Genomic DNA, 23277 nt, shown 5'->3' on the forward strand with positions numbered 1-23277 from the left:
CGGCTTCTGATGCCCCTGCTCGAAGTGCTGCCGATCCCGGCGGGGCCGGCGGTCGTCGACATCATGCCGAGGCTCGTGGACGCCATGGCTGGAACGGCGGCGGCCTTCTTGCCGGTTCCGGCCGACGATCCACTGGAGACTGAGCGGCTGACCGCCACGCTGCGCCCGGGCCTGCAAATCGACTCTGAGGTCGCCCTTGTCGTCGCGACGTCCGGCACCACCGGTGTTCCCAAGGGCGCAATGCTCACCGCTGCGAATGTGCGAGCGAGCTCAACGGCCGCGCTGGATCGGCTCGGCGGTCCCGGCCAGTGGCTTCTCGCGCTTCCGGCGTTTCACATCGCCGGTCTCGGAGTCCTCTTTCGCAGCATCGTCGCCGAAACCGAACCTGTTGTCTTGGATGTGACGGACGGACTCTCCCCCGACGCTTTCGAGAAGGCGACGGCGCGGCTTGACGGCGGCCGAAAGTACACGTCGCTCGTGCCAAATCAGCTGCTCAAACTTCTTGACTCCGAGCCCGGGCGAAATGCCCTCATCAGCTACGACGCAGTGCTCGTCGGTGGAGCGGCGACGCCCGCACATGTCGTCCAACGTTGTGCAGAAGTCGGTGTCCGACTGGTCCGCAGCTACGGGATGAGCGAAACCTGCGGCGGCTGCGTCTACGACGGCAAGCCGCTCGACGGCACGCTGCTGCGCATCGACGACGGCCGAATCGTCATCGGCGGCCCGACCGTCGCGAAGGGCTACCGCGGACTGACGCACGAGGCGTTCTCAGAGCCCGGTTGGTTTCGCACTTCTGATCTCGGGGCGGTCGTCGACGGCACACTCGTCGTTCACGGACGCGCCGACGGTGCGATCACCTCCGGCGGGTTGACCGTTGTGCCCGAGGTCGTGGCCTCCGCAATTGCCGCGCATCCCGCGGTGCAGGACTGCGTGGTTGTCGGTCGAGCCGATGAGCGACTCGGCGAACGGGTCGCCGCTGTCGTCGTCGTTCGCGATGGGTTGGAAATCACACTCGACGACGTCCGTGCGCACGTCGCCGCAGCTCTCGGGCCATTTGCCGCCCCGCGCGAACTGCACGTTGTCGCCGCTTTGCCGATGCTGGCGTCGGGCAAGCCGGACCTCGCCGGGATCCGCAAGATCGTCGGCTGAGAGGATGGCGGCGTGACCACTGCCGCGCAATGGATCGAAGGGGCGCGTCCCCGAACCCTGCCGAATGCGATCGCCCCCGTCATCGCGGGCACCGCATGCGCTGTCGAAGCCGGTGGCTGGTTGTGGTGGAAGGCGCTGCTGGCGCTCGTTCTGTCGGTGTCGTTGATCGTCGGCGTGAACTACGCGAACGACTACTCCGACGGAATCCGCGGCACTGACGACGATCGCGTCGGACCGCAGCGTCTCGTCGGCGGCAAGCTCGCCACCCCGACGGCGGTCCGGAATGCCGCGTTCACCGCCCTCGGGATCGCGGCGGTTGCCGGAACTGTTCTGTCTCTTACGTCGGCGTGGTGGCTGCTGCTCGTCGGCGTGGGTTGCCTCGCCGGCGCTTGGTTTTACACGGGCGGCCGGAACCCCTACGGATACGCCGGATTCGGGGAGATCGCGGTCTTCGTGTTCTTCGGCCTGGTCGCGGTCCTCGGTACGCAGTTCGTCCAGGCGGGACGCGTTGACCTCGCCGGACTGGGTTGCGCGATCGCAGTCGGATGCTTCTCGAGCGCCGTGCTGGTCACCAACAACCTGCGCGACATCCCGACGGACACACTCTCTGGCAAGAACACGCTCGCGGTTCGTCTAGGCGACGCAGGCACCCGCCGACTGCACATGATCCTCATCGCGACGCCGTTCGTCATCAGCGTTCTGCTGACGCTTTCGACGCCGTTCGCGCTCGCCGGACTGGTTGCGATCCCATTAGCCCTGCGGGCGAACGCGCCCGTACGCAATCGCGCCAATGGAATGGCACTACTCCCCTCGCTGCGCGACACCGGGCTCGCCATGTTGGCGTGGTCGATCCTCACCGGCGTCGCGTTCGTGGTGGCTGAGCTGTTCTAGCCCCGCTCAGGTTCCGGCAGGAAGATTCCCAGCACCCAGTTGACGATCCAGATGACCAGTCCGGCCTTGATCGCGGTCCACAGCCCGTCGACGTGAAGTCCGTAGCCGCTGAACTCGCTCAGCCACGACGTCAACAGCACCATCAGGCCGTTCACCACGAGGAGGAACAGCCCGAGCGTGAGGATGATGAACGGCAGCGAAAAGAAGCTCACGAGAGGCTTCACCAGCGCGTTGACGATGGTGAACACCAGCGCGATTCCCATGAACACCAGAACCACCGTGAGGCTGTCACGAGGCTCGGGCATCGTCACCTCGACACCGCTGACCCACCGCGAAGCAAGCCAGATCGCGACCGCGTTGCTCGCCAGCACCAGAAGAAGCGTCATACGCCCATGGTGACAGATATCAGGCCGCGCGCGAGGTGAGAGCCTCCACACGCTGACGAAGAACAGCAATCGGTATATGCGCCTCGATCATTGTGGTCACCTTGGCATTTGGCGCTCTCAAGATCCCCAGCAACAAATGCTCCACGCCGATCTCATGCGACTTCAAGCGGATGGCCTCACGGAGTGAGAGTTCGAGCGTTTTCTTGCCGTCACTGGTGACGCGCGAGCGCGGCTTACCGAACCACGATCGACTGCGCGGCGGCTCCCGGTCGAGCGCCCCTTCCCCGAATGTCGACTCGAGTGATCGGCGCACGGCATCGAGGTCGATTCCGATGGATCTCAGCGCCTCGGCATCGACATCGCCGAGAGGACCTTCGTCGGCGCGCAACTCGCCCCGCACATCGTCGGCGGTGATGCCGACTTCGGAGAGAAGGTCCCGCAATGGACCATCCGCATGCTGGACCACACCGAGAAACAGGTGCTCGACGTCGATCGACTGCTTCGTCTGCGCGAGGGCGGACCGCACGACGGCCCGTGCCGACGTGGTGAATCGCTCAAACATGCTGGGACCTTTCTGCTCGTTGGTACTTCTGATGAACGGCCTGCCGGCTGACTTCGAGGGCGTCCGCGATCGCCTGCCAGGACCAGCCCTGGCTTCTCGCGTTGCGAACCTGGATCGCTTCGAGCCGTTCGAGAAGGCGGCGAAGGGCAAGGACGGCCCGCAGTCCGACACTCGGATCCGCGCTGCCGGCTGCCGCCGCCAAGGTCGTGGCTTCACTCATGACGTCAATGTATGTTGACAGTCCGAGCGTGTCAACAAAAATTGACAAACCCAGGGATTTACTCGGGCCAGACGCCCGATCGGGCGAATTCGTCGAGGGTCGCCTGCGGGCCACGGAGATCGAGCCCTTGAGCATCAACCCAGTCGTCACTGAAGTACGTGTCCGCGTAGCGATCACCGCCGTCGCACAGCAGCGTCACGATGCTTGCCCGAACACCCGCGCGTACGTATTGCGCCACCAGGCCGAACGCGCCCCACATGTTCGTGCCGGTGGACCCGCCGACCCGACGACCGATGACCTCGCTGACCCGCCGCGCGGTCGCCACCGACGCCGCATCCGGAACCTGGATCATGCGGTCCACGGACGTCGGAATGAAGCTCGGCTCGACGCGCGGCCGCCCAATACCCTCGATGCGCGATGCCCCGCCCGTTGCTTGCGGGTCCGAATTCGCGAATCCCGGATAGAAGGCCGAGTTCTCCGGGTCCACCACGGCCAAGCGCGTGGCGTGGCGTCGATAGCGGATATAGCGCCCGATCGTCGCGCTCGTGCCACCAGTGCCGGCACCCACGACAACCCACGCCGGAACGGGATGCTCTTCCTTCATCATCTGCTGGTAGATCGACTCAGCGATGTTGTTGTTGCCTCGCCAGTCGGTCGCCCGCTCAGCGTGAGTGAACTGGTCCATGTAGTGGCCGTTCAACTCACGCGCCAACCGGGCCGCCTCCGAGTACATCTGGTCCGGTTCGGTGACGAAGTGACAGCGGCCGCCCTGGGATTCGATCAACGCCACCTTCTGCGGCGACGTGCTCGCCGGCATGACCGCGATGAACGCGAGGCCCAGCAATTGAGCGAAATACGCCTCACTGACGGCAGTCGAGCCGGACGACGCCTCGACAATCGTGGTCGATTCGTCGATCCAGCCATTGCACAGTCCGTACAAGAACAGCGAACGGGCCAGCCGGTGCTTGAGGCTGCCCGTGATGTGGGTGGATTCGTCCTTCAGATAGAGCTGGACACCCCACGCCACCGGCAAGGGGTAACGGATCAGATGGGTGTCGGCGCTGCGTTGCGCGTCAGCATCGATCAACCGGATCGCATTGGTGATCCAGTCGCGCGAGAGGCTTCGGTCGCAAACGGTCAATCGTTGCCGCCGGAGAGCCGTGCCCGCAGGTCCTGCTTCTGCGTGCGGCGCGCTTCATCGACTTCGGCGATCCGCTCGTTGATCCGGCGGCGCAGCGGGGCGAACAGAACCATCGACAGTGGCAGTGCGATCACCACAGCGAACAGCGCTGCAACGAGAAGCGGAATCTCAATCGTCACTTTGCCGATGGCCACGATCGCGGCCGTCAGCACCACGACAACCCCCAACCGCAGCAGGCTGAAAACCGCCAAGTCGCGGACCAGACCACTCTTGGATGCGTTCGTCATGCAACAACGATATCCGCTGAGTGGCGCCTGAGAAGATCGCGGGGCCCATGTCCAGTCTGAGGCTTTTGTCTATTACCTCCCCTTTACCAACTTTAGAAGGTTCGAGTACCCGGGGGTCGAGGTGTCACCATTGCTCGCATTCGGGAGAAATTCGACAGGAGAGATCAGATGACTGCAATCCTTATGGGCGCACCAGACAAACTCCTGACCCCAGGACAGGTCGCCGCGCTGTTTCACGTAGACCCCAAGACGGTCACTCGTTGGGCCCACGCCGGCCGCCTTGGCTCCGTACGCACACCCGGTGGGCACCGCCGTTTCCGCGAGGCTGAAGTCATGACTCTGCTCGCCTCGCTGACCACCGAGGCGACGCGGCCATAGGACATATACCCAAAGGGACAAAACCGGCTAACCTCAAATCGAGGAGGTGAGCGTCCCCCATGATGCAACTGTTGGCGGTCATCGGACTCATCACAGTGGTCGTGCTGATGTGGAAAGCGTTCGGTCCACAGCCTGGTGAGCGCACGAATGTCGGAGTCCGGGGCCCGGACGACGATCCCGAGTTCCTCTGGCGACTCAAGCGTGATGTGCAAAAACACCACGACGAGGACAAGCCCGAGTAACCCGGGATCGAGTGACTAAGCCGCCGTCCAGTCGGCGATCCGCTCGAACATGACGCCGGTCAGGATGACCAGACTGATTGACTCTCCGTTCGGAACGTCGAACTGGATCGTTCCGCGTACCTTTTCGCCTGCCTTCGCGTCGGTGTAGGTCAAGTCGTCGTCAGCGCCATTAAAGAAGTCCGGACTCAACGTCGTGCCACTTGCCGACCGCGCCGAGAAATACAGCGGGTTGACGTGCCACGTGCCGGAGATGACCTCGATCTCGACCGAGATCTGCATCATCGTGCCGTGGGGCTTCACATAATCCGCGGGCTGACCAGACTGCAGATCCTTCACCGTGATGATGGCCGTTCCGTCATCAGTCGTGACCTTGATGCGGTCGCCGATCTTCGCCTTGCCGAGCGCATCAGTGCCGGTCAGCACGGCCGAGCTGCTGGCGTTCGCCACCGGCTCGTTGCTCTTCGACGGTGCGAACACGAGCACCAGGACCACGAGCAGAACAAAAACGCCGACCACCGAGAGCGCGATGTTGCGATTCTTGTTCGACTTGGGCGGTCGCGGCGCCGGGTAGTAGGTCGGGGCGGCGAACTGCAGTTGCGGCTGGTGGCCGCCCCAGGGCTGACCCTGCTGCGGCGCTCCCCACGACGGCTGCGGCGGCGGGTAGTGGCCAGTAGGCGGAGCCTGGTTCGGCCAGTGCTGCGGCGGCGGGAACTGCTGGTTGGGACCATACGGGTAGGACATCAGACGCTAATTCCTCAAAAAGACGAAGGTTCGTCACCCGTATCTGAATAGGACCATTCGGGCGTTAACGACGACCCGTTCATGTCCGTCGTTCAGCGGACACCCGCGATGTACCCAGGCGCGCCTGCCTGCTGCGGTTGGACCGACATCGTTTCACTGCCGGGCTCCAGTCCACGCGAGCCGTCGAACGTCGTCGAGATCGCGACCGAACCGAGGATGAACAGCAACCAGATTGCCAGCGTGACAACGATGTTGACGGCGAGGTTCGGTAGCCGAACAACAGGCGGAAAGTCCGGTTGCGGCAGGTACCGAGGCGGCTGCGAGACGACTGGAGCCGGTGGCGGCGGATAGTTCCACTGCTGGAACGATGGCCGCGGGTACTGCTGGTACTGCGGGCCGAACGGGGACGACATGGGGAGACAATCTGCTAGCGGGTGCTTCAACTCCAATATCGGTTGTGCACAGCTATTGGTTAGCGGGTTGTGATGGTTGTCCGCTGATCGACCGACGCTCGCAGCTCATGTGCGACCGCGCCACCCAACGGGAGTGGGGCAAACTACACCCAGGGTGGCTTTCCCCTGGTAATCGCCCGACAGATGCTTGGATCTATGCAAGACATGCGACCAAGTGCAGTAGCGAGGTGGAAGAAGTTCCGGCGCGCTGGCTGGACCGGGTTCACCTTCATCTACGGACTGCTGTATGCGCTCGTCGCGGCCGCAGCCGCCGGCGTCGTGTTGGCCATCGCTGGGGACTTCGACTGGCTCACGGCCACCTTCACCTTCATCTTCATGGTTCCCATCGGCCTCTATTTTGGAAATCGGACCTGGTATCGGTACGAGGCGGCGTACGTGCAGGCGGTGGGCTATGAGAACGCTGGACAGTGAGAGCATCGTGGTGGGCATCAACGAGTTATCGGGTATCGCGCGTCGCGAAGTCACACAATTAGGTATGGGAGCTATGCCACCCGGCGCATGGCCAGTGATCCTCTTCGGCGTCGTATTCTGGGGTCTATTTTTCTTCGCGATCGTGCGGGCGCGCAAGCGTCGCCGCCGAGAGGCGCAGGCTCGTTGGGAGTGGGAAGAGCGCCAAGGGAAACCAACCGTTAGATCCCAGCGACTAGACCATCTGCCGCCTCGGCAATGCGATGCGGACGATGCCGAACTGGCGGAACTAGCCGAAACAGCGGACTTTGAGCAGGCCCAAAGAGAAGTTAACCGGCAGCCGCCCCGCAACGAGGGTGGCAGCGGCTACTTCGGCCCGGGCGGTCCCTTCTGACAGAGCGCGTGGAGCGACACGTGCTACTAGCTCAACCCGGCGTACGAGTGCAGACCACTCACCACCATGTTGATGATGAACAGGTTGAACATCATCCCGACGAAGCCGGCGACGTTGATCCAGGCCGCCTTCGTGTCCCGCCAACCGGACGTCGCGCGAGCGTGCAAGTACGCCGCGTAGACGACCCACGTGATGAACGAAACCGTCTCCTTGGGGTCCCATCCCCAGAACCGGCCCCACGCGGCTTCGGCCCAGATCGCGCCGAGGATGACGCCAGCGCCGAAGATCGGGAATCCGATGATGCTGGTTCGGTAGGCCAACCGGTCGAGCGTCTCCGCGTCCGGCAGGCGGCGGGTGATCGCTTCGATGCCCTTGCGGTCCGCATGGGTACGCAGCAGGAACAGCAGGCTGCAGACGCCCGCGACCATGAAGACACCGGCACCCGTGCTGACGACGGTCACGTGAATCGGCAGCCAATATGAGCGCAGAGCCGGCACCACCGGCGCCGCATCCGCGTACAAGATCGTGCCCGCGAGGAACATCAGGATGACGACCGGGACCAGCAGGAACGCCCACATCTGACGGTACTTCTCACCGCGCAGGAAGATCATTCCGACGACCATCGCCGCGGCGCACGCCATCGTGACGAACTCGTACATGTTGCCGAGCGGGAAGCGGTGGGTGGCGAAACCGCGAAGAACTATGGCCCCGACGTGGGCACCGATTCCGACGACGAGGACCGACGCACCCATGTTGCCTAGACGCTCACCAAGCGGCTTCTTCGGAACGGTCTCGATGCGACCTGGCCCCGTCGGCGCACCGACAGTCACGAGCGTTCGCTCAGTGGCCTTCGTACGGGTGAGCGCAAAGTTGGCCACGAACAAGAAGAGTGCGAGCACGTATACGGCGAAGGCCGACTGGAATGCCAGGTTCGCGTATCCAGCCAGTGACTCGTTGACGTTCTCCGTCACCTGATCCTCCGTCTCACAATCCCTCGAGCAGGCGCTTCGGCAACCGCTCGAATTCCGGTCCCCAGCCAGCGCCGTCCGTGCGGGCGAGGCCACCGATCTCCACCACCGTAGGCCCACCCTCGGCGCCAGGGTAAACCCGCACCCACAAGCGGCGACGCTTGATGAGCAAGGAACCGAGCAACCCGGTCATGAGGGTCAGCGCCGAGACGAGAACCCACACCTGCGACGGGTCATGCGACACCTGGAGGTTGACGAATTCCTTGGCCCCGTCAAATCGCACGATCGAACCATCGGACAGCGTCGCGGTCTCGCCCGGCCGCAGGTTCACCCGCGCCTGCTTGACGAGCCGGCCGTCGTCGATAAGCGTGCGATCGAGTGTGAACAGGCCCTGGGGGCGACCGGTGTCGAGACCGGTGTCGCCGAGGTAGATGTCGACCGCCACCGCCGGGCTGATCATCGCCGGGAAGCCGGACGACAGGATCTTCCCGTCGAACACTGCCGACGGCGCGAACAGGCCCTCGACGGCGATCTGGTGCTTACGTCGCTCGAAGTCGTTGGGGTACATGCCGCCCGGCGGGTCGAAGCGGTGCACACCACTCGAGAGGAACGTCGTCGCGCTCTCCGGCATCCACTGGAGGGTCTCGGTTCGCGTCTGCCCGTTCGGATAGATGACCGTGAACGTCGGCGCAAAACCATGGCCCTGCAGGTAGACCCGGTCGCCAGCGACCCGCAGCGGGTGGTTGACCTGCAGTGTGTCGGGGCGCCACGTACCGGTCGCGAGGTCGTCTCCCTGCTGATACCGGATCTTCGCGGTGAACATCTCGGCCTGACCGTTTTCGAGGTAGTCAGCCTTGAACGAGTCGACCGTGATGCAGATCGGAGTCAGTCCGGTGCCATCGACGAGGTTGCCGGCACGGAAGGTGTCGAATGCGGCGGGCGCGGTCGAGCAGACGCCCGGTCCCCCGTCGGCGATGACGATGACATTGCCCTCGTAATAGAGCATCTTGCCGGCCGCGAGCGCCGCAAGCAGACCGACCAGAGCGAAGTGGAACAGCAGGTTCCCGAGTTCGTGCAGGTATCCCTTCTCCGCACTGACGGTCACCTCGCCCGCATGCACCGAACGACTGGGGTCGCGGTGGATCGCCGTGCGCCACCCGCGCAGCCGCTTGGCCGCGGTTTCCGCGACCTCATCCGGAGTCGCAGCGACCGTCGTTTCGAAGTGCTTGGGCAGACGAGAGAGGTTTCGCGGGGCCGCAACGAGCGGCGCGCCCAGCGTCTTGGCCTGATCCAACGCCCGCGGAAGGATGCACCCGATCAGCGAGATGAACAGCAGCGCATAGATGCTCGTGAACCAGAAGCTGCTGAACACGTCGAACAGCTGGAGTCGATCCATCCATGGGCCGAGCGTCTGGCTGGTGGCGAGGTACTGGTCGACCTTCTGTCGATTGAGCGATCGCTGTGGGAGAACTGCTCCGGGGATCGCACCCAGCGCCAGCAGGAACAGCAACGCGAGCGCGGTCCGCATGCTCGTCAGTCCGCGCCACGTGTTTCGCACCAAAGCCCACGCCCGCTGCCACAGCGGCGGGGGGCTCACCGGTGGACCGGCCATGCTCGGTCGCTCAATGAGATCTGTCATATCGGCAGCGTCGCGTTCGATACGAACACGTCCCGAATCCAACTCACGAAGAGTCCCCACATTCCGGTCAGGAGCGCGATACCCACCGCAACGAGTGTCACCCCGCCGATGATCTGAATCGTGCGGGCATGGCGTCGAAGCCAACCCACACCTCGAAGCGCTCGGCTCGAACCCAAGGCCAACAGCACGAACGGAAGTCCGAGGCCCAGACAGTACGCGATGATCAAGAAGGTGCCGCGGGTCGCGCTCGTGCCCTCAGTGCTCGTGGCGACGGACAACACACCGGCCAGCGTCGGTCCGATGCAGGGCGTCCAGCCGAGTGCGAATACCGCCCCGAGAAGCGGCGCCCCCACGATGCTCGTGAGCCATCGCGGGGTGAACCGCACGTCGCGCTGCATCATCGGGACCAATCCCAGGAAGACCAAGCCCATGAGGATTGTGACGACGCCGCCGATCCGTTGCAGGACGTCGTTGTTGATCGTCAAGGCAGTCGTCAGGCCGAAGACGGCAACCGTGGCCAGTACGAAAACAGTCGTGAAGCCGAGGACGAACAGACCCGCGGCACCGGCCACGCGCCACCGTCCGGGCTTGGTGTTCGGTGTTTCGCCAACCAACCCGGCGAGATACGACAGGTAACCCGGCACGAGCGGGACCACACACGGCGACGCGAACGAGACCAGCCCGGCGAGTGCGCACGCACCGAGCGCGAGAAGCAGAGGGCCCGTCGAGGCGATCGAGCTGAAGGTGTCGCCGACGTTCACTCCTTCGCCAACCTCTCGACAACCGGCTGGAGGTCCTCGACCGTCAGCGCCTTGAGGAAGACCGCAGCGACGCGATGCTGGCGATCAAGGACGAGTGTCACTGGAATGACGCTCGCCGGAAAATGTGCGCCGAATGCGATGACGGTCCGCATCGCGGGGTCCCAGATCGACGGGTAGCCGACCTTCCGGTCGACGACGAAGTCCTGTGCCTTGTCCTTCTGCGGATCACGCACGTTGACACCGAGGAACGCGACGCCCGAGTCCTTCGTCGCGTCGTAGACCTTTTCGAGCTGGTCCGCTTCCCCTCGGCAGGGCCCGCACCATTGGCCCCACAGGTTGAGAACGACGACCTTGCCGTCGAAGTCGGAGAGCGACACCGTCTTGCCGTCGTTCATCAGGTCCGGGCCGGCGAGCTTGCCGATGGTTCCGCGCGTGGCAGGCGGGTCGTAGAAGATCTCCGTCTTGCCGCCGGGCGAAACGAAGTCGAACGTACCTGCGCCGGCGGTCACCGCATCTTTGCCGGCACAGGCAGTCAGCCCGAAAAGGGCCGTGAGCAGCACCGCGAGGAAGACCCGCGGCCGCATCCGAATTGGGCTCAGCCCAAATCTCATGCGCCTGTCTTTCGCGGGTCCGAGGTTCCGGCGGGCTCGGAGTAGACGATGTCGACGAGTTCGTCGCCGATGAACACCAGCGACGTCAGCGACGCGAGCGAGCACTGGCGCTTGCGCGGGTCGTGCCACAGTCGCTTACCCTCCGAGGACAGGCGAGCCGTCCACACCGGAAGCTGGTGTGAAACCAGCACGATCTCGTGCCCGGCTCCCGCAAGACGGGCCTTCTCGATCGCGCCGGCCATACGAACCGCGATCTCGCTGAAAGGTTCGCCCCAGGACGGCTTGAAGGGGTTGCGCAGGCGCCACCAGTACCGCGGGTTGCGCAGCGCGCCATCTCCCGCCGCCACCTTGAGCCCTTCGAAGCTGTTGGCGGCTTCGATGAGGTCAGCGTCGGTGTTGATCGACAGTCCGTGCTCGGCGGCCACCGGCGCGGCGGTCTCCTGCGCGCGCTGCAGCGGCGAAGCGACGATCAGCCGAACATCATGACCAGCGAGAGCCGCACCGACCTTGGCAGCCTGCTCGTGGCCGAGTTGCGACAGCCCGAAGTTCGGCAGGCGTCCGTACAGAACACCGGTCGGGTTGTGCACCTCACCATGCCGCAGCAAGTGAACGATCGTGCGCGACTTGTCGGACTGGTCCGACAGCGCGTTGTCGATACGCGGCGGGTGCGGGGCTACGGGCTTCATTGGCGCTCCTGCATTGTCTGAACGTCTTAGGGCTTTACAGCTGCCGCGGCGGCCCGGGCAGCCAGCGGCATGGCCGCAGCGATGATCTCGAAGGCGCGATCGTCGAGCGCTGCCGAAACAAACCATGATTCGTAGGCGCTCGGCGGCGCGTACACACCATGATCGAGCAGCGCGTGGAAGTACGCCGGGAAACGCCACGTCTCGCTGGCCTGCGCGGACGCGTAGTCCGTGACGGGTGCATCGGCGAAGAACACGCTCACCATGTTGCCTGCGAATTGCACCTGGTGGCTAACTCCCGCCGCCTCGAGTGATTCACCCATCAGTTTTCCGAGCAGCGCGGCATTGCGATCGAGCGCTGCGTAGACGTCCGCGTCCGCGGCGCGCAGCGTCGCCAAGCCCGCGGCGACCGCGACCGGGTTCCCCGAGAGCGTTCCCGCTTGGTAGACCGGCCCCTGCGGAGCCAGACGGGCCATGACCTCCGCGCGGCCACCGAACGCCGCGGCCGGGAGCCCACCACTCATGACCTTGCCGAACGTGAAGATGTCGGCGTCGACGGGGTCGACGCCGTAGTAACCGGCGGCGCTCACGCGAAAACCGGTCATGACCTCGTCGGAGATGAACAACGCACCGTTCTTCGCGGTGATCGCACGCAGTCCGGCGTTGAACCCGGGACCCGGCGGGACGACACCCATGTTGCCGGGCGCGGCCTCGGTGATGACACACGCGATTTCGTCCGGATTCGCAGCGAAGGCGGCTTCGACGGCCGCGAGGTCGTTGTACGGGAGAACGATCGTGTCGGCGGCGGAGGCGCCTGTGACACCAGGCGAAGTCGGCAGACCGAATGTCGCAAGACCCGAACCCGCTTGGGCGAGAAGGGCATCCGAGTGTCCGTGGTAGCAGCCGGCGAACTTGATGATCTTGGCCCGACCAGTGAAGCCGCGTGCGAGTCGAATCGCGCTCATCGTGGCCTCGGTACCCGAGTTCACGAGGCGGACGCGCTCGACCGGCTTCACGCGGCGCGCGATCTCCTCCGCCAGCACGATCTCGGCTTCGGTCGGCGCACCGAACGACAACCCACCGACCGCCGCCTTCTGCACGGCTTCGACGACCGCGGGGTGAGCGTGCCCAAGGATCATCGGACCCCACGAGCAGACCAGGTCGACGAGGTCGTTCCCGTCCGCATCGGTGAGCGTGTAACCGGACGCCTTCGCAATGAAACGAGGGGTGCCGCCGACTGCCGCGAAAGCGCGAACCGGCGAGTTGACGCCGCCCGGAATGATGCCGTTGGCGCGGGCGAACAGTTCTGCGCTTTTTTGGGTGCTGGATCTCGGAGTGCTCGGTGCCACGGTTCTTCAGTGTTCCAGACGCCCGCGCTCGGACTGTCGGCCGTGGTGGAATCGGGTCATGAGGCTGCCGCCCCCACGCATCGCATTGGCTGCGACATCCGTTCGGAACAGTGTTCTGAAGTTCACTCGCGCGGTCGTCCCGCCCGGAGCCGCGGTTCTCGAGATGGTCCAGGGCGCCTGGAACGCACAGGCGCTGTTTACGGCGGCAAAACTCGGCATTTCGGACGTGCTCGCCGACGGCCCGAAGTCCGCTCGCGAGGTTGCCGAGACGATCGGCGCGGACGCGGACGGAGTAGCGCGGCTGATGCGCCACCTGACGACGATGGGGCTGTACAAATCGACACGCTCCGGCGCATTCCGCCTGACGCCGATGGGCGACGTCCTGCGAACCGGTACGCCAGGTTCGATGCGCGACATGGTGCTCTGGGTCGGCGCTCCCGAGCATCGCGACGACTGGGACGAACTCCCCTACTCCGTCATGACCGGCAAGACCGGAGTCTCGAGAATTCGCGGCAAAGGTCTTTTCGAATACTTCGACGACAATCCCGAGTTGTCCGAGACATTCAATGGCGCAATGACCTCGGTGTCCTCGTTGGTCGACGAATCGGTGCTCGCGGCGTACGACTTCTCGGGTCTCGGGACGATCGCCGACATCGGCGGTGGCCACGGCAGCTTCCTGTCCGACATCGTCTCCAGCACCCCGGGCACACGAGGCATCCTTTTCGATCTGCCGTCGGTCGTTGCGGGGAACGTCTTCCACCAGCGTGGCCTGGCTGATCGCTGCGAGGCCGTCGCCGGCTCATTCTTCGAGTCGATCCCCGCCGGCGCCGACTGCTACATCCTCCGGATCGTCATTCACGACTGGGCCGAGGAGGAGTGCCTGACGATCCTCGGCAATGTTCGGCGAGCCATCAAACCGGGCGGACGTCTGCTCCTGGTGGAACTCGTTCTGCCCGACGATCCATCGACGCCGCACCCAGGCACACTCACTGACCTCGAGATGCTCGTGTCGGTCGGCGGCCGCGAGCGGACCCGGGCCGGCTACGCCGAACTGTTCGCCAAGGCGGGGTTCGAGCTCGCGCGAGTGGTTCCGACGGCAACGCCGATGTCGGTCGTGGAGGGCAGGCCGGTCTAGTCCGTCGCGTTCTGGTCGGCGATTCGGCGTTCTAACGCCTGTCCGGCGGGGAGCTGGGCCACCAAGGCACGGAGCACTGGCATAGCGGCGGCAACCTGATCGTCGCGTACGAGAAACGCCAGGGCCTGGTAGAGGTTCTGCTCGATCTGCCCCACGGTTCGCGCAGCGTCGACGCCCGCCGACGTGAGGGACAGGACAGTGGTGCGCCGGTCGGACCCGACTGTCGATTCCACGAGCCCCTTCTGGGTGAGCGTGCTCATCAGCCGGCTCGGACTGCCCCCTTCGCAGACGAGACGCTGCCCGATTTCTCGCACGGTCAGCGGCCCTGTCGAGTCCCGAAGAACCGCGATCGCCTCGGCTTGTGACGGCGTCAGATCGTGGGGCTTGAGCGCTGCCGCAAGCGCCCGCTGACCCTCGCGCTGGGCCGCTAGGACGAGGTAGCGGAATTCCTCAAACGAGTCCACGGTCACAAGTTCACCATATAGCCAATACGTGACACGTCATGTATTCTCATGACGTGTCACCTAATAAGTGACCAGTCGCCTCACCGAAAGAAGACCGCCATGTCGACCACCCAGCCCACGCTCGTCACCGTTCCCTGCTTCTCCGGCGCCCCGTGGGACGAGCAGCAGCTCGCCGCACTCAAGGCCGCGTACCCGGTGCGCACGATGCGACTGCCCGAGGGACTCGACGACGTCGAGCGCTACGCCGACTTCGTCGCCACCCAGGTCGAGGACCTCGATGACTACGTGCTCGTCGGCGATTCCTTCGGCGCGGTCATCAGCCTCACCCTCGCGCTGCGCCAGCCGACTGGACTTCGTGGACTGGTGCTCTCCGGCGGGTTTGCCGCGAACCCGCTCCCGCGCTGGAAGAACACCGCCGGTCGCGCGGCGCACTACGTGCGCGGAGCGGCCTACCGCAACGGCACGCTGCGCTACCACGCCAGCACGCTCGCTTCGAAGTACGACCGGGATGCCGAGGTTCCGCTCACCCAGAAGGACTATCGCCAGCTGTTCGTCGAGAACACCCCGGCCGAGTCCTACAACGCCCGAGTCGCAAGCGTCATCTCCTTCGACGTACGGGACCAGCTCGGAAAGGTCAACGTTCCGACCCTGCTCACCACCCCGGAAGACGACCAACTCGTCGGCGAACACGCCGCTCAGCAGCTACGCGAAGGCCTCCCGAACGCCCGCGAGGTCGTGCTCGCTCGGACCGGCCACATGTTCCGGTTCACGCACCCGAACCTCTACGGCAAGACCATCGTCGAGTTTCTCGAAGGCGTCCATAGCTAACTCGCAGCATTTGTCCGAATTCGTTGGGCGACCAGGAATCTGGAACTCGTTGCGACAACCTCGTCACAAAGCCCGGCGGACCCCGGACCTTTGCTTTTAGGGTTGGCTCATGACGACGCTGGGTTCGGAACTTCGCAAGGCTCTCGACGGCTACTGGCACGCGGAACGCGAAAAAGCACGAGTCGAATTGAATCGACCCGAGTTCGCACCGCACTACATCCCGGACGTTGCCGAGGCCCGCAAGGTCGCCCTCAGCCAGATGCAGGTCCTCGCGGCCGAGGGGTTCCCCGGTCACGGCTTCACCGAGGCGCAGGGTGGTACCGGGCAGATCGGCCGCGCGGTGGTCAGCATCGAGTTCCTGGCCATGAGCGACCTCTCGCTCATGGTGAAGGCCGGAGTGCAGTGGGGCCTCTTCGGAGGTGCCATCGCCAACCTGGGTACCGCGTCGCACCACGACAAGTACTGCCGGCCGCTCCTCAACCTCGATCTCGTCGGCTGCTTCGCCATGACAGAGACCGGTCACGGTAGCGATGTTCAGCACCTGGAGACGACCGCGACATACGACCCGGCGTCGCAGGAATTCGTCATCAACTCGCCGACCCCGTCGTCGCGCAAGGACTACATCGGTGGCGCGGCCCAGCACGCCAAGGTCGCCGCGGTCTTCGCGCAGCTCATCACCGGCGACGAGAGCCAGGGGGTGCACTGCTTCGTCGTCCCGATCCGGGACAACAAGGGCAAGGACCTGCCGGGAGTCACGACGTCAGACTGTGGCTACAAGGGTGGTCTCACGGGTGTCGACAACGGTCGAATCATGTTCGACAACGTGCGCGTCCCCCGCGAGAACCTGCTGAACCGCTACGGCGACGTCGCCGAGGACGGCACGTACACGTCGCCGATCGACAGCTCGAACCGCCGCTTCTTCACGATGATCGGCACCCTTGTCCGCGGCCGCGTCACGGTCGGTGGCTGCGCCTCCGCTGCGACTCGCGTGGCGCTGACCATTGCCGGCCGGTACGCACTGACACGACGTCAGTTCAGCCGTCCGGACGGCGGCGAAGTACTCCTCATGGACTACCTCGTCCACCAGCGCCGCCTGCTGCCGCTGATGGCCCGCGCCTACGCCTACGGCTTCGCCCAGAACGAGCTCGTGCGCAAGATGCAGAAGGTCCAGTCCGCGGAAAATCCGGACCAGCAGGAACAGCGCGAACTCGAGAGCCAGGCGGCCGGACTCAAGGTCGCTCAGACGACGTTCGCGACGCGCGGAATCCAAGAGTGCCGCGAGGCCTGTGGCGGTGCGGGATACCTGTCCGAGAACCGCCTCGTCCAGCTCAAGGACGACACCGACGTCTTCACGACGTTCGAAGGTGACAACCAGATCCTCACGCAGCTCGTCGCCAAGGAGCTCCTGACCGGGTTTGCCGATGAAGTGCGCGGCATGAGCCCGTGGGAGTGGGCCGGCTTCGCGCGGGAGACCGTGTCGGACGTCGTGAAGAAGTACACCGCTGCCGAGCAGATTCTCCAGATGATCCGCGACCGCGGCCGCGACGTCGAGGAGGAAGGTAGCTTCTACGATCGCGGCACACAGCTCTACATGTTCAACGAGCGCGAGGAGTACCTCATCTCCACTGCCGCTCGTCGCATGCAGGCCGCGATGAAGCGGGAGAAGGACGCGTTCGACGCCTTCAACTTCGTGTCGGACCACATCATGAACGCGGCCCGGGCGCATGTTGACCGCACCGTGTTCGAGGCGTTCATCGGTGGTATCGATGCCTGCTCTGACGAAGCCGCCAAGGAAGTGCTCAACGAGCTCTGCGACCTCTTTGCATTGTCGGTGTTCGAAGAGAACCGCGCCTGGTACATCGAGCACCGGCGCATGTCCACCGGACGCACCAAAGCCATCACTCGTGCCTTCAACGAGCGCTGCCGTTCGCTGCGCCCGCACGTCGCCGACATCATCGATGGACTGGGTGTCCCGGACCTTCTCGCGAACTCGGTGATCACTCCGATGGAGTGACCGTCGGGCGAACTTGGCACGTTTGGGCACTATGCACGAATCCGCAGGTCTGACACCGTAGAAGTGTGACCACATCGGTTGTGAAAGCCGCCGTTGCTGCGGTGGTTACAACGCTGGTTGGCTCTGCGCTACTCGCGTGCGGGTCGCCGGCTCGAGGTTTCGAGGTCGCCACGCGACTCGATTGGCGCCCGTGCGGGATGGGTCTACAGGACCATCCGGTCGAATGCGCGAATCTGAAGGTGCCACTCGACTGGTCCAACCCAGGCGGCGAGACGATCCGTCTCGCTATCGGGCGGCAACGCGCGACCGGGGAACGCACGGGTTCGATGGTCATCCTGCCGGGCGGTCCTGGCGTGTCGGGGTTCGACATCCTGCGGGCCAACGGCATTCCCTGGCTCATGCCCGAGAGCTTCCGCCAGAACTTCGACGTGGTGTCGTTCGACCCTCGTGGCATCGGCGCCAGCGTGCCCACCGTCCAGTGTCCCGTCGACCCCAGCTCGATCGCTCAACCCCGGACGGAAGCCGAGTTCGACGCGTTGGTGCAGCGAAACAAGGACTACTTCGCAGGCTGTCGCAAGGACACCGGGCCGCTCATGGATCACCTGGATTCGGTCAGCACGGCCCGCGACATCGACGCGATCCGCATCGCACTCGGCGAACCCAAACTCACGTCCTACGGCGGGTCCTACGGAACGATGTATGGCACGACCTATCTGGAGACCTTCCCGAACAACACCCGAGCGATCGTGCTCGATGGCGTGGTCGACCACAGCCTCGACGTCAGTGGGCTCGCGTTGAGAACGGCGCGCTCGTACGAAGTTTCGTTCGATCGATTTGTCGCATGGTGCAACGAGAGTCCCGATTGCGCGTTGCACGGCACTGACGTCAGCGCGCTCTTCCAGAGCCTGCTCGCCCGCGCTCCGCTCCCGGCACCGGGCGCACCTCGCGGCGCATCGGTCGAGGATATTCGGGAAGCGGTCCGGAACGGGCTGTCGCGCGGTTTTCTGCCTGGCTCTGACGCTGGGTGGCCAACTCTCGCCGTATTGCTGAAGCAAGCCGACTCCGGCGATGCGACCAACCTCCTCATCCCTCCCGACCAGCACATCGTGGGCATTTTCCGCGGAGTCGTGTGTGCGGACTTCTCCCGGCCCTCGAATTGGACCGAGATGAGCAAGGCTGCGGAGCGGGCCAAAGCGGCTCCCCGCTTCGGCGAGTTCACCTTCTGGGATGTCGCAGGCGGCTGTCTGGGCTGGGGCAAGTCCCCCGCGGACCCGCCACACACGCTGAAGATCGGAAGCTCGCCCAACGTGCAGGTGGCCAATCCGTTCTTCGACCCGGAAACCCCGCTGGTGAGCGCAATGGCCCTCGCCGCGCAGATTCCGGACAGCGCGTTCATGATCACCAACGCAGACGGCCACCTGTCGATCCTCCGGTCGGACTGTGCGATGGCGGCCGCGACGAAGTTCCTGTCGGACCCGACGTCCAGCCCCCGATTCATCACGTGCCCACGCTGATCGAGCGCACGTCAGGTGGCCCCGCGGAGCCGGCGCTCCGGGTGGTGGAAGTGGTTGCGCCGTGGTCTTCGCTGTGGGTCCACTGATGTGGGTGGGTACCAGAGAGTGACCCCGTTGCGGGTGCGGGTTTTCCACTGGTGCGGCTTGTTCCCCGCCAGCGGGTGGTGGGCATCGCAGGCCAGGGTTTCTTCGTCGATGTTCGTCAATCCGCCGTCGAGCCAATCCCGGTTCGAGTGGTGCACCTGCGCGTAATAGCCACCCCGGTCACACCCGGGGAAGGTGCAACCCCGATCCGAGGCGTGCAGCATCAACCGTTGACCCGGGGTGGCCAGGCGGCGGGCACGACCCTCATACAGGCTGATCGGCTTGCCGTGGTCGAACACCGCCAAATACGTCCGGCCATGGCGAGCCATCGCCAACACATCAGTGATCGGCACCATCAACCCACCACCGGTACGGCCCGGCTGCGAGGCACCCTCTGGGTCGAGGTCCTTGATGTCGGCGGTGATGACCACCGTCACCGGCAGGCCGCGGTGCTGGCCGATGTTCTCGTCGGTCAGGGTGTTACGGGCCATCATCGCGATCGCGTCATGGCACCGCTGCCCGTAGGTGCGGGTATCGGTACGGATCTGCTCCTCGGTCGGGTCGTGGTCCACGGTGGGGTCAGCGTCGGCCGGGTTGCACATGCCGCGGCGCGCGAACTTCGCCAGCAGTGCTTCCACGCTGGCAGCGGCGATCGGGTCCAGGCAGAACCGACCGGAGGTCATCTTGTCCGGGCCCTGCTTGCCCATCGTGAAATGACGCTTACGCGCCCGGTCCCGTTCATCATCGAGGGTGCCGTCCGGGTTCAAACCGGCCAGCAAGGCATGTGCGAGCCGCTCGAACTCATCGGGCCGGAACTGCTCGGCGAAATCCGCGAGCTGGGCTTCAGCGAACTCGACCGCGACCGGGTCCGTCTTGGCGGGCAGGTGGTGGAAGAAGTCCTTCACCACTTTCAGATGCGCCTCACCGATCACCCCGTTGGTGACGTGCTGGGCGATGTTCGGCCACACGGGGGCCAGCGTCTCGCCCTGCAGCGAGACACGCGGGGTCACCTTCGCTGCGATCCGCAACCGCGCCCGCGCGTCGGACGGGCTGATCCGCGCCTCGTCCGCAACGACCCCCGCGACGCGGCGGCCACCGATCGACTCGTCCACGGTGATCTCGGCTTCCGCGAGCGCCTGATACTGCAAACCCTGCAAGCGCCGGATCGCGGACTCGGCCAGTGCGATCAACGAAACCAGCTCAGCCCGCGTGCCACTCACACGACGCGGCAGGACAGCGGCCATCGCGGCGAGCACCGCAACGGCCTCGTCTGCTTGAACGCTGTTTTCCCCCACGCTATGTAGACGATCGGGACGACGGTTTCGTGAGGTCCCTTGACCCGGACGACACGCGGTGAGAGATTATTTGCAACTTTCTATCACGAGGAGAGGGCAGTCAATGTCGTCTGACCCATCGGTGCTCATCGTCGGGGCCGGATTCGGCGGCCTGGCCGCCGCGATCGAACTCGTTCGCCACGGCCACCGCAATGTCACAATTCTCGAGAAGTCTGACGGCCTTGGGGGCGTCTGGCGGGACAACACCTACCCGGGTGCGGCCTGCGATGCCCCGTCCGATCTCTACTCGTTCTCGTTCGCGCCGAACACGAAGTGGCCGAAGCGATTCGCAGAGCAACCAGCCATCTTGGCCTACATGCAGGACGTCGCGGCACGGTACGGCATCGTCGAACGCATCCGATTCGGCGTCGAGGTGACCGACGCCGAGTTCGATGCCGATCGCGCACACTGGCTCGTTCGGACCAGCGACGGTGCGGAGCTGACGGCGAACGTTTTCGTGCCTGCGGTCGGGCAGCTGTCCCGGCCGACGCTGCCCAACATTCCCGGGAGGGACCGGTTCGCCGGTGCGCAGTTCCATTCGGCTCGGTGGAATCACGACGTCGACTTGACCGGCAAACGCGTCGCGGTGGTCGGCACCGGCGCGAGCGCGATCCAGATCGTGCCCGCGATCGCTCCCCAGGTTGCCCATCTGACCGTCTTCCAGCGTTCCGTTCCGTGGATCATGCCGAAGTTCGAAAGCTGGTATCTGCCCGCAAAATCGGGACTCTTCCGCCTGCTGCCGGTGATGCAGACGATCGAGCGTCGTGGCTGGTGGTCGTACTTCGAGTTCCTCTCCAAAGCCTTGGATGGCAACGTGCCCATCCGCGAAGCCCTCACGACGATCGCGGGCCGCCACCGCCGGAGTCAGGTCACCGACCCCACGCTGCGGGCGGCGCTCAAACCCGTCGACGCACCCGGCTGCAAGCGGGGACTCATGTCCAACGACTTCTACCCCGCACTCATGCGTGACAACACCCGCCTGGAAACCGCACGGATCGCGGAGATCACCTCGACTTCGGTCATCACCGACGACGGCACCGACCACCCCGTCGACGTCATCGTCTACTGCACCGGATTCTCGGCGACCGACTTCCTAATGGGAACAGATCAGCTGCGTGTCTAACGGTCCGATCCAGAACTGACTGACGCAGGCTGGTCACCGAACCGCTGGCTGGTGAGCACCCGTTCCTCCTGGAACGATATTCGATTTCTAGCGCTAGATCGTGCCCCAGCCAGCCGGTGAGGTTCCTGTAGCGCTACTGGGATGTCGTGCCATCACGAGCACTGATCCATTAGGTCGCCGCCAGGGTCCTCCAGGTTCACCACCCCCAACAAGGAGCAGACCATCAAGGGAGGTAGCCGATGATCTTCGTCGGCGACGACTGGGCCGAAGACCACCACGACATCCACATCATGAACGCCACCGGAACCCGCCTCGCGGCACGGCGACTGCCCGAAGGCCTGCCCGGCATCCGAACCCTGCACGAACTGATCGCCACCCACGCCACCGACCCGACACAGGTCGTGATCGGCATCGAAACCGACCGCGGCCTGTGGGTCAACGCGATGGTCGCCGCCGGGTATCAGGTGTACGCGATCAACCCCCTCGCCGCCGCCCGATACCGCGACCGGCACACCGTCTCCGGCGCTAAATCCGACGCCGGCGACGCAAAACTACTCGCTGACCTGGTCCGCACCGACCGACACAACCACCGCCCGATCGCCGGCGACAGCGCCGAAGCCGAAGCGATTAAGGTCCTCGCCCGCGCCCACCAGAACCTCATCTGGGCCCGAACCCGGCACGCCAACGCGCTGCGCTCAGCACTGCGCGAGTACTACCCCGCCGCCCTCGAGGCGTTCGACGACCTTACCGACCGGGACGCGCTAGCGATCCTGAGCCGTGCCCCAGCCCCTGATCTCGGTGCCCGGCTGTCAATCTCAGCGATCTCAGCGACCCTCAAACGCGCGGGGCGCCAACGTAATACCGATCAGCGCGCGCACGAGATACAGGCCGTACTGCGCACCGAACAGCTCACCACCGCCACCGCTGTCGTGGGCGCCTTCGCCGCCACTACCCGGTCCGCGACCGCGATCATCGGTGAACTCAACCGCCAGATCAGCGAACTCGAAACCACGCTGGCCACCCATTTTGAGAAACACCCGGACGCCGCGATCGTTCGTTCCCTGCCAGGACTTGGTACTGTCCTCGGCGCCCGGGTGCTCGGTGAATTCGGGGACGACCCCGAGCGGTACACCACCGCCAAGTCTCGCAAGAACTACGCCGGAACGTCACCACTGACGATCGCGTCGGGGCGAAAACGTGCGGTCCTTGCTCGTCATATCCGCAACAAACGGCTCTACGACGCGATCGACCTGTGGGCCTTCTGCGCCCTCACGAGAAGCACCGGCGTACGCACCTACTACGACCAGCGTCGCGCCGCCGGCGACCTGCACCATCAAGCCCTGCGCGCGGTCGGCAACCGGCTCGTCGGGATTCTGCACGGCTGCCTACGCCACAAAGCCCTTTATGACGAAGACACCGCCTGGAACCACCGACAAACAGGGCAAAACGAAAGACTTGCTCCAGTCGCTTGACAAGCTACGGACCTGGGATGTCTAGC

At 64.8% G+C, this 23277-nt stretch carries 27 protein-coding genes; 12 read left to right on the forward strand and 15 right to left on the reverse strand.

Features of this window, described 5'->3' with window-relative positions; genetic code table 11:
* The first annotated feature begins 9 nt into the window (after positions 1-9).
* Both menE and F600_RS0126080 read left to right on the forward strand, forming a co-directional pair.
* Positions 10-1149 carry an o-succinylbenzoate--CoA ligase gene (gene menE, locus F600_RS0126075; RefSeq protein WP_018163619.1) on the forward strand — a complete coding sequence of 380 codons (1140 nt, stop codon included), beginning with the start codon at positions 10-12 and terminating at the stop codon, positions 1147-1149.
* 12 nt (positions 1150-1161) lie between these two features.
* The gene (locus F600_RS0126080; protein WP_018163620.1) at positions 1162-2040 is read left to right on the forward strand and encodes a 1,4-dihydroxy-2-naphthoate polyprenyltransferase; all 879 of its coding nucleotides are present in this window, start codon (positions 1162-1164) and stop codon (positions 2038-2040) included.
* Here the strand turns inward: F600_RS0126080 and F600_RS0126085 are convergent.
* From F600_RS0126085 to F600_RS0126105, 5 genes are read right to left on the reverse strand one after another with little or no spacing between them, the layout of a single operon-like run.
* Positions 2037-2426, reverse strand: coding sequence for a phage holin family protein (locus tag F600_RS0126085; protein ID WP_018163621.1), 390 nt, complete (start codon positions 2424-2426; stop codon positions 2037-2039). The genes F600_RS0126080 and F600_RS0126085 overlap by 4 nt on opposite strands.
* 19 nt (positions 2427-2445) lie before the next feature.
* A complete protein-coding gene (locus F600_RS0126090; RefSeq protein WP_018163622.1) occupies positions 2446-2988 on the reverse strand; it encodes a Clp protease N-terminal domain-containing protein in 543 nt (180 codons plus the stop codon).
* Positions 2981-3208 (reverse strand): HTH domain-containing protein, encoded by a 228-nt coding sequence (locus F600_RS0126095; RefSeq protein WP_018163623.1) that lies wholly within the window; start codon positions 3206-3208, stop codon positions 2981-2983. Before F600_RS0126095 ends, F600_RS0126090 begins: the two co-directional genes overlap by 8 nt.
* A gap of 58 nt (positions 3209-3266) precedes the next feature.
* The gene (cds1, locus tag F600_RS0126100) at positions 3267-4349 is read right to left on the reverse strand and encodes an L-cysteine desulfhydrase Cds1 (protein ID WP_018163624.1); all 1083 of its coding nucleotides are present in this window, start codon (positions 4347-4349) and stop codon (positions 3267-3269) included.
* Positions 4346-4636 carry a DUF4229 domain-containing protein gene (locus F600_RS0126105; protein ID WP_018163625.1) on the reverse strand — a complete coding sequence of 97 codons (291 nt, stop codon included), beginning with the start codon at positions 4634-4636 and terminating at the stop codon, positions 4346-4348. The genes cds1 and F600_RS0126105 overlap by 4 nt, the downstream gene beginning before the upstream one ends.
* A 168-nt stretch (positions 4637-4804) precedes the next feature.
* Between F600_RS0126105 and F600_RS0126110 the strand changes: the two genes are divergently transcribed.
* Positions 4805-5014: a BldC family transcriptional regulator gene (locus F600_RS0126110; protein ID WP_018163626.1), complete on the forward strand. Its 210-nt coding sequence runs from the start codon at positions 4805-4807 to the stop codon at positions 5012-5014.
* A gap of 59 nt (positions 5015-5073) precedes the next feature.
* Positions 5074-5256 (forward strand): hypothetical protein, encoded by a 183-nt coding sequence (locus F600_RS0126115; protein ID WP_018163627.1) that lies wholly within the window; start codon positions 5074-5076, stop codon positions 5254-5256.
* Positions 5257-5271: 15 nt separating this feature from the next.
* Here F600_RS0126115 and F600_RS30935 read toward each other — a convergent pair whose 3' ends face one another.
* Both F600_RS30935 and F600_RS0126125 read right to left on the reverse strand, forming a co-directional pair.
* Complete coding sequence (locus tag F600_RS30935) at positions 5272-5997, reverse strand: DUF4352 domain-containing protein (RefSeq protein WP_018163628.1); 726 nt, start codon at positions 5995-5997, stop codon at positions 5272-5274.
* 92 nt (positions 5998-6089) lie between these two features.
* Positions 6090-6410 carry a hypothetical protein gene (locus F600_RS0126125; protein ID WP_018163629.1) on the reverse strand — a complete coding sequence of 107 codons (321 nt, stop codon included), beginning with the start codon at positions 6408-6410 and terminating at the stop codon, positions 6090-6092.
* Between the two features lie 195 nt (positions 6411-6605).
* Here F600_RS0126125 and F600_RS0126130 point away from each other — a divergent pair, with 195 nt between their 5' ends.
* Together F600_RS0126130 and F600_RS0126135 are read left to right on the forward strand one after the other, a co-directional pair.
* Positions 6606-6881 carry a hypothetical protein gene (locus tag F600_RS0126130; RefSeq protein WP_026306975.1) on the forward strand — a complete coding sequence of 92 codons (276 nt, stop codon included), beginning with the start codon at positions 6606-6608 and terminating at the stop codon, positions 6879-6881.
* Positions 6862-7272, forward strand: coding sequence for a hypothetical protein (locus F600_RS0126135; protein WP_018163631.1), 411 nt, complete (start codon positions 6862-6864; stop codon positions 7270-7272). Before F600_RS0126130 ends, F600_RS0126135 begins: the two co-directional genes overlap by 20 nt.
* 26 nt (positions 7273-7298) lie before the next feature.
* Here F600_RS0126135 and ccsB read toward each other — a convergent pair whose 3' ends face one another.
* Genes ccsB through hemL form a run of 6 tightly spaced genes read right to left on the reverse strand, consistent with a single transcriptional unit; the run spans position 7299 to position 13283 of the window.
* A complete protein-coding gene (gene ccsB / locus F600_RS0126140; protein ID WP_018163632.1) occupies positions 7299-8243 on the reverse strand; it encodes a c-type cytochrome biogenesis protein CcsB in 945 nt (314 codons plus the stop codon).
* Positions 8244-8256: 13 nt separating this feature from the next.
* Positions 8257-9879 (reverse strand): cytochrome c biogenesis protein ResB, encoded by a 1623-nt coding sequence (resB, locus tag F600_RS0126145; protein ID WP_018163633.1) that lies wholly within the window; start codon positions 9877-9879, stop codon positions 8257-8259.
* A complete protein-coding gene (locus tag F600_RS0126150; RefSeq protein ID WP_018163634.1) occupies positions 9876-10640 on the reverse strand; it encodes a cytochrome c biogenesis CcdA family protein in 765 nt (254 codons plus the stop codon). The genes resB and F600_RS0126150 overlap by 4 nt, the downstream gene beginning before the upstream one ends.
* On the reverse strand, positions 10637-11251 hold the full coding sequence (locus F600_RS0126155; protein ID WP_370670702.1) for a TlpA disulfide reductase family protein: 615 nt from the start codon (positions 11249-11251) through the stop codon (positions 10637-10639). The genes F600_RS0126150 and F600_RS0126155 overlap by 4 nt, the downstream gene beginning before the upstream one ends.
* Entirely contained in the window at positions 11248-11937 is a 690-nt protein-coding gene (locus F600_RS0126160; RefSeq protein WP_018163636.1) for a histidine phosphatase family protein, read from the reverse strand. Before F600_RS0126160 ends, F600_RS0126155 begins: the two co-directional genes overlap by 4 nt.
* Positions 11938-11963: 26 nt before the next feature.
* Positions 11964-13283, reverse strand: a complete 1320-nt coding sequence (hemL, locus tag F600_RS0126165) for a glutamate-1-semialdehyde 2,1-aminomutase (protein ID WP_018163637.1) — start codon at positions 13281-13283, stop codon at positions 11964-11966.
* Between the two features lie 58 nt (positions 13284-13341).
* Between hemL and F600_RS0126170 the strand changes: the two genes are divergently transcribed.
* A complete protein-coding gene (locus tag F600_RS0126170; protein WP_026306977.1) occupies positions 13342-14418 on the forward strand; it encodes a methyltransferase in 1077 nt (358 codons plus the stop codon).
* Here the strand turns inward: F600_RS0126170 and F600_RS0126175 are convergent.
* Complete coding sequence (locus F600_RS0126175) at positions 14415-14888, reverse strand: MarR family winged helix-turn-helix transcriptional regulator (protein WP_018163639.1); 474 nt, start codon at positions 14886-14888, stop codon at positions 14415-14417. The two genes, F600_RS0126170 and F600_RS0126175, sit on opposite strands and share 4 nt — an antisense overlap.
* Positions 14889-14981: 93 nt before the next feature.
* Between F600_RS0126175 and F600_RS0126180 the strand changes: the two genes are divergently transcribed.
* The 3 genes from F600_RS0126180 to F600_RS29925 all read left to right on the forward strand — a co-directional run bounded on the left by F600_RS0126180 (position 14982) and on the right by F600_RS29925 (position 19238).
* The gene (locus F600_RS0126180; RefSeq protein WP_018163640.1) at positions 14982-15710 is read left to right on the forward strand and encodes an alpha/beta fold hydrolase; all 729 of its coding nucleotides are present in this window, start codon (positions 14982-14984) and stop codon (positions 15708-15710) included.
* 109 nt (positions 15711-15819) lie between these two features.
* The gene (locus F600_RS0126185) at positions 15820-17724 is read left to right on the forward strand and encodes an acyl-CoA dehydrogenase family protein (RefSeq protein ID WP_018163641.1); all 1905 of its coding nucleotides are present in this window, start codon (positions 15820-15822) and stop codon (positions 17722-17724) included.
* 65 nt (positions 17725-17789) lie between these two features.
* Positions 17790-19238, forward strand: coding sequence for an alpha/beta fold hydrolase (locus F600_RS29925; RefSeq protein ID WP_156024833.1), 1449 nt, complete (start codon positions 17790-17792; stop codon positions 19236-19238).
* An 11-nt stretch (positions 19239-19249) separates the two neighbouring features.
* Here the strand turns inward: F600_RS29925 and F600_RS0126195 are convergent, their stop codons facing one another.
* The gene (locus F600_RS0126195) at positions 19250-20617 is read right to left on the reverse strand and encodes an HNH endonuclease signature motif containing protein (RefSeq protein WP_018163643.1); all 1368 of its coding nucleotides are present in this window, start codon (positions 20615-20617) and stop codon (positions 19250-19252) included.
* Positions 20618-20720: 103 nt separating this feature from the next.
* Between F600_RS0126195 and F600_RS29930 the strand changes: the two genes are divergently transcribed.
* Together F600_RS29930 and F600_RS0126205 are read left to right on the forward strand one after the other, a co-directional pair.
* Complete coding sequence (locus F600_RS29930; protein WP_018163644.1) at positions 20721-21779, forward strand: flavin-containing monooxygenase; 1059 nt, start codon at positions 20721-20723, stop codon at positions 21777-21779.
* A gap of 239 nt (positions 21780-22018) precedes the next feature.
* Positions 22019-23251: an IS110 family RNA-guided transposase gene (locus tag F600_RS0126205; RefSeq protein WP_018158706.1), complete on the forward strand. Its 1233-nt coding sequence runs from the start codon at positions 22019-22021 to the stop codon at positions 23249-23251.
* The last annotated feature ends 26 nt before the right edge of the window (positions 23252-23277 follow it).

Origin of the sequence: Smaragdicoccus niigatensis DSM 44881 = NBRC 103563 (genome assembly GCF_000380645.1) — a bacterium.
Taxonomy (GTDB): domain Bacteria; phylum Actinomycetota; class Actinomycetes; order Mycobacteriales; family Mycobacteriaceae; genus Smaragdicoccus; species Smaragdicoccus niigatensis.

Bases quoted from the DNA above. Each gene is read 5' to 3' on its own strand.
- menE (WP_018163619.1), top strand. From the start codon at position 10: ATGCCCCTGCTCGAAGTGCTGCCGATCCCGGCGGGGCCGGCGGTCGTC.
- F600_RS0126085 (WP_018163621.1), bottom strand. From the start codon at position 2,426: ATGACGCTTCTTCTGGTGCTGGCGAGCAACGCGGTCGCGATCTGGCTT.
- F600_RS0126090 (WP_018163622.1), bottom strand. From the start codon at position 2,988: ATGTTTGAGCGATTCACCACGTCGGCACGGGCCGTCGTGCGGTCCGCC.
- F600_RS0126095 (WP_018163623.1), bottom strand. From the start codon at position 3,208: ATGAGTGAAGCCACGACCTTGGCGGCGGCAGCCGGCAGCGCGGATCCG.
- F600_RS0126105 (WP_018163625.1), bottom strand. From the start codon at position 4,636: ATGACGAACGCATCCAAGAGTGGTCTGGTCCGCGACTTGGCGGTTTTC.
- F600_RS0126110 (WP_018163626.1), top strand. From the start codon at position 4,805: ATGACTGCAATCCTTATGGGCGCACCAGACAAACTCCTGACCCCAGGA.
- F600_RS0126115 (WP_018163627.1), top strand. From the start codon at position 5,074: ATGATGCAACTGTTGGCGGTCATCGGACTCATCACAGTGGTCGTGCTG.
- F600_RS30935 (WP_018163628.1), bottom strand. From the start codon at position 5,997: ATGTCCTACCCGTATGGTCCCAACCAGCAGTTCCCGCCGCCGCAGCAC.
- F600_RS0126125 (WP_018163629.1), bottom strand. From the start codon at position 6,410: ATGTCGTCCCCGTTCGGCCCGCAGTACCAGCAGTACCCGCGGCCATCG.
- F600_RS0126130 (WP_026306975.1), top strand. From the start codon at position 6,606: ATGCAAGACATGCGACCAAGTGCAGTAGCGAGGTGGAAGAAGTTCCGG.
- F600_RS0126135 (WP_018163631.1), top strand. From the start codon at position 6,862: ATGAGAACGCTGGACAGTGAGAGCATCGTGGTGGGCATCAACGAGTTA.
- resB (WP_018163633.1), bottom strand. From the start codon at position 9,879: ATGACAGATCTCATTGAGCGACCGAGCATGGCCGGTCCACCGGTGAGC.
- F600_RS0126155 (WP_370670702.1), bottom strand. From the start codon at position 11,251: ATGAGATTTGGGCTGAGCCCAATTCGGATGCGGCCGCGGGTCTTCCTC.
- F600_RS0126160 (WP_018163636.1), bottom strand. From the start codon at position 11,937: ATGAAGCCCGTAGCCCCGCACCCGCCGCGTATCGACAACGCGCTGTCG.
- F600_RS0126170 (WP_026306977.1), top strand. From the start codon at position 13,342: ATGAGGCTGCCGCCCCCACGCATCGCATTGGCTGCGACATCCGTTCGG.
- F600_RS0126180 (WP_018163640.1), top strand. From the start codon at position 14,982: ATGTCGACCACCCAGCCCACGCTCGTCACCGTTCCCTGCTTCTCCGGC.
- F600_RS0126185 (WP_018163641.1), top strand. From the start codon at position 15,820: ATGACGACGCTGGGTTCGGAACTTCGCAAGGCTCTCGACGGCTACTGG.
- F600_RS29930 (WP_018163644.1), top strand. From the start codon at position 20,721: ATGTCGTCTGACCCATCGGTGCTCATCGTCGGGGCCGGATTCGGCGGC.
- F600_RS0126205 (WP_018158706.1), top strand. From the start codon at position 22,019: ATGATCTTCGTCGGCGACGACTGGGCCGAAGACCACCACGACATCCAC.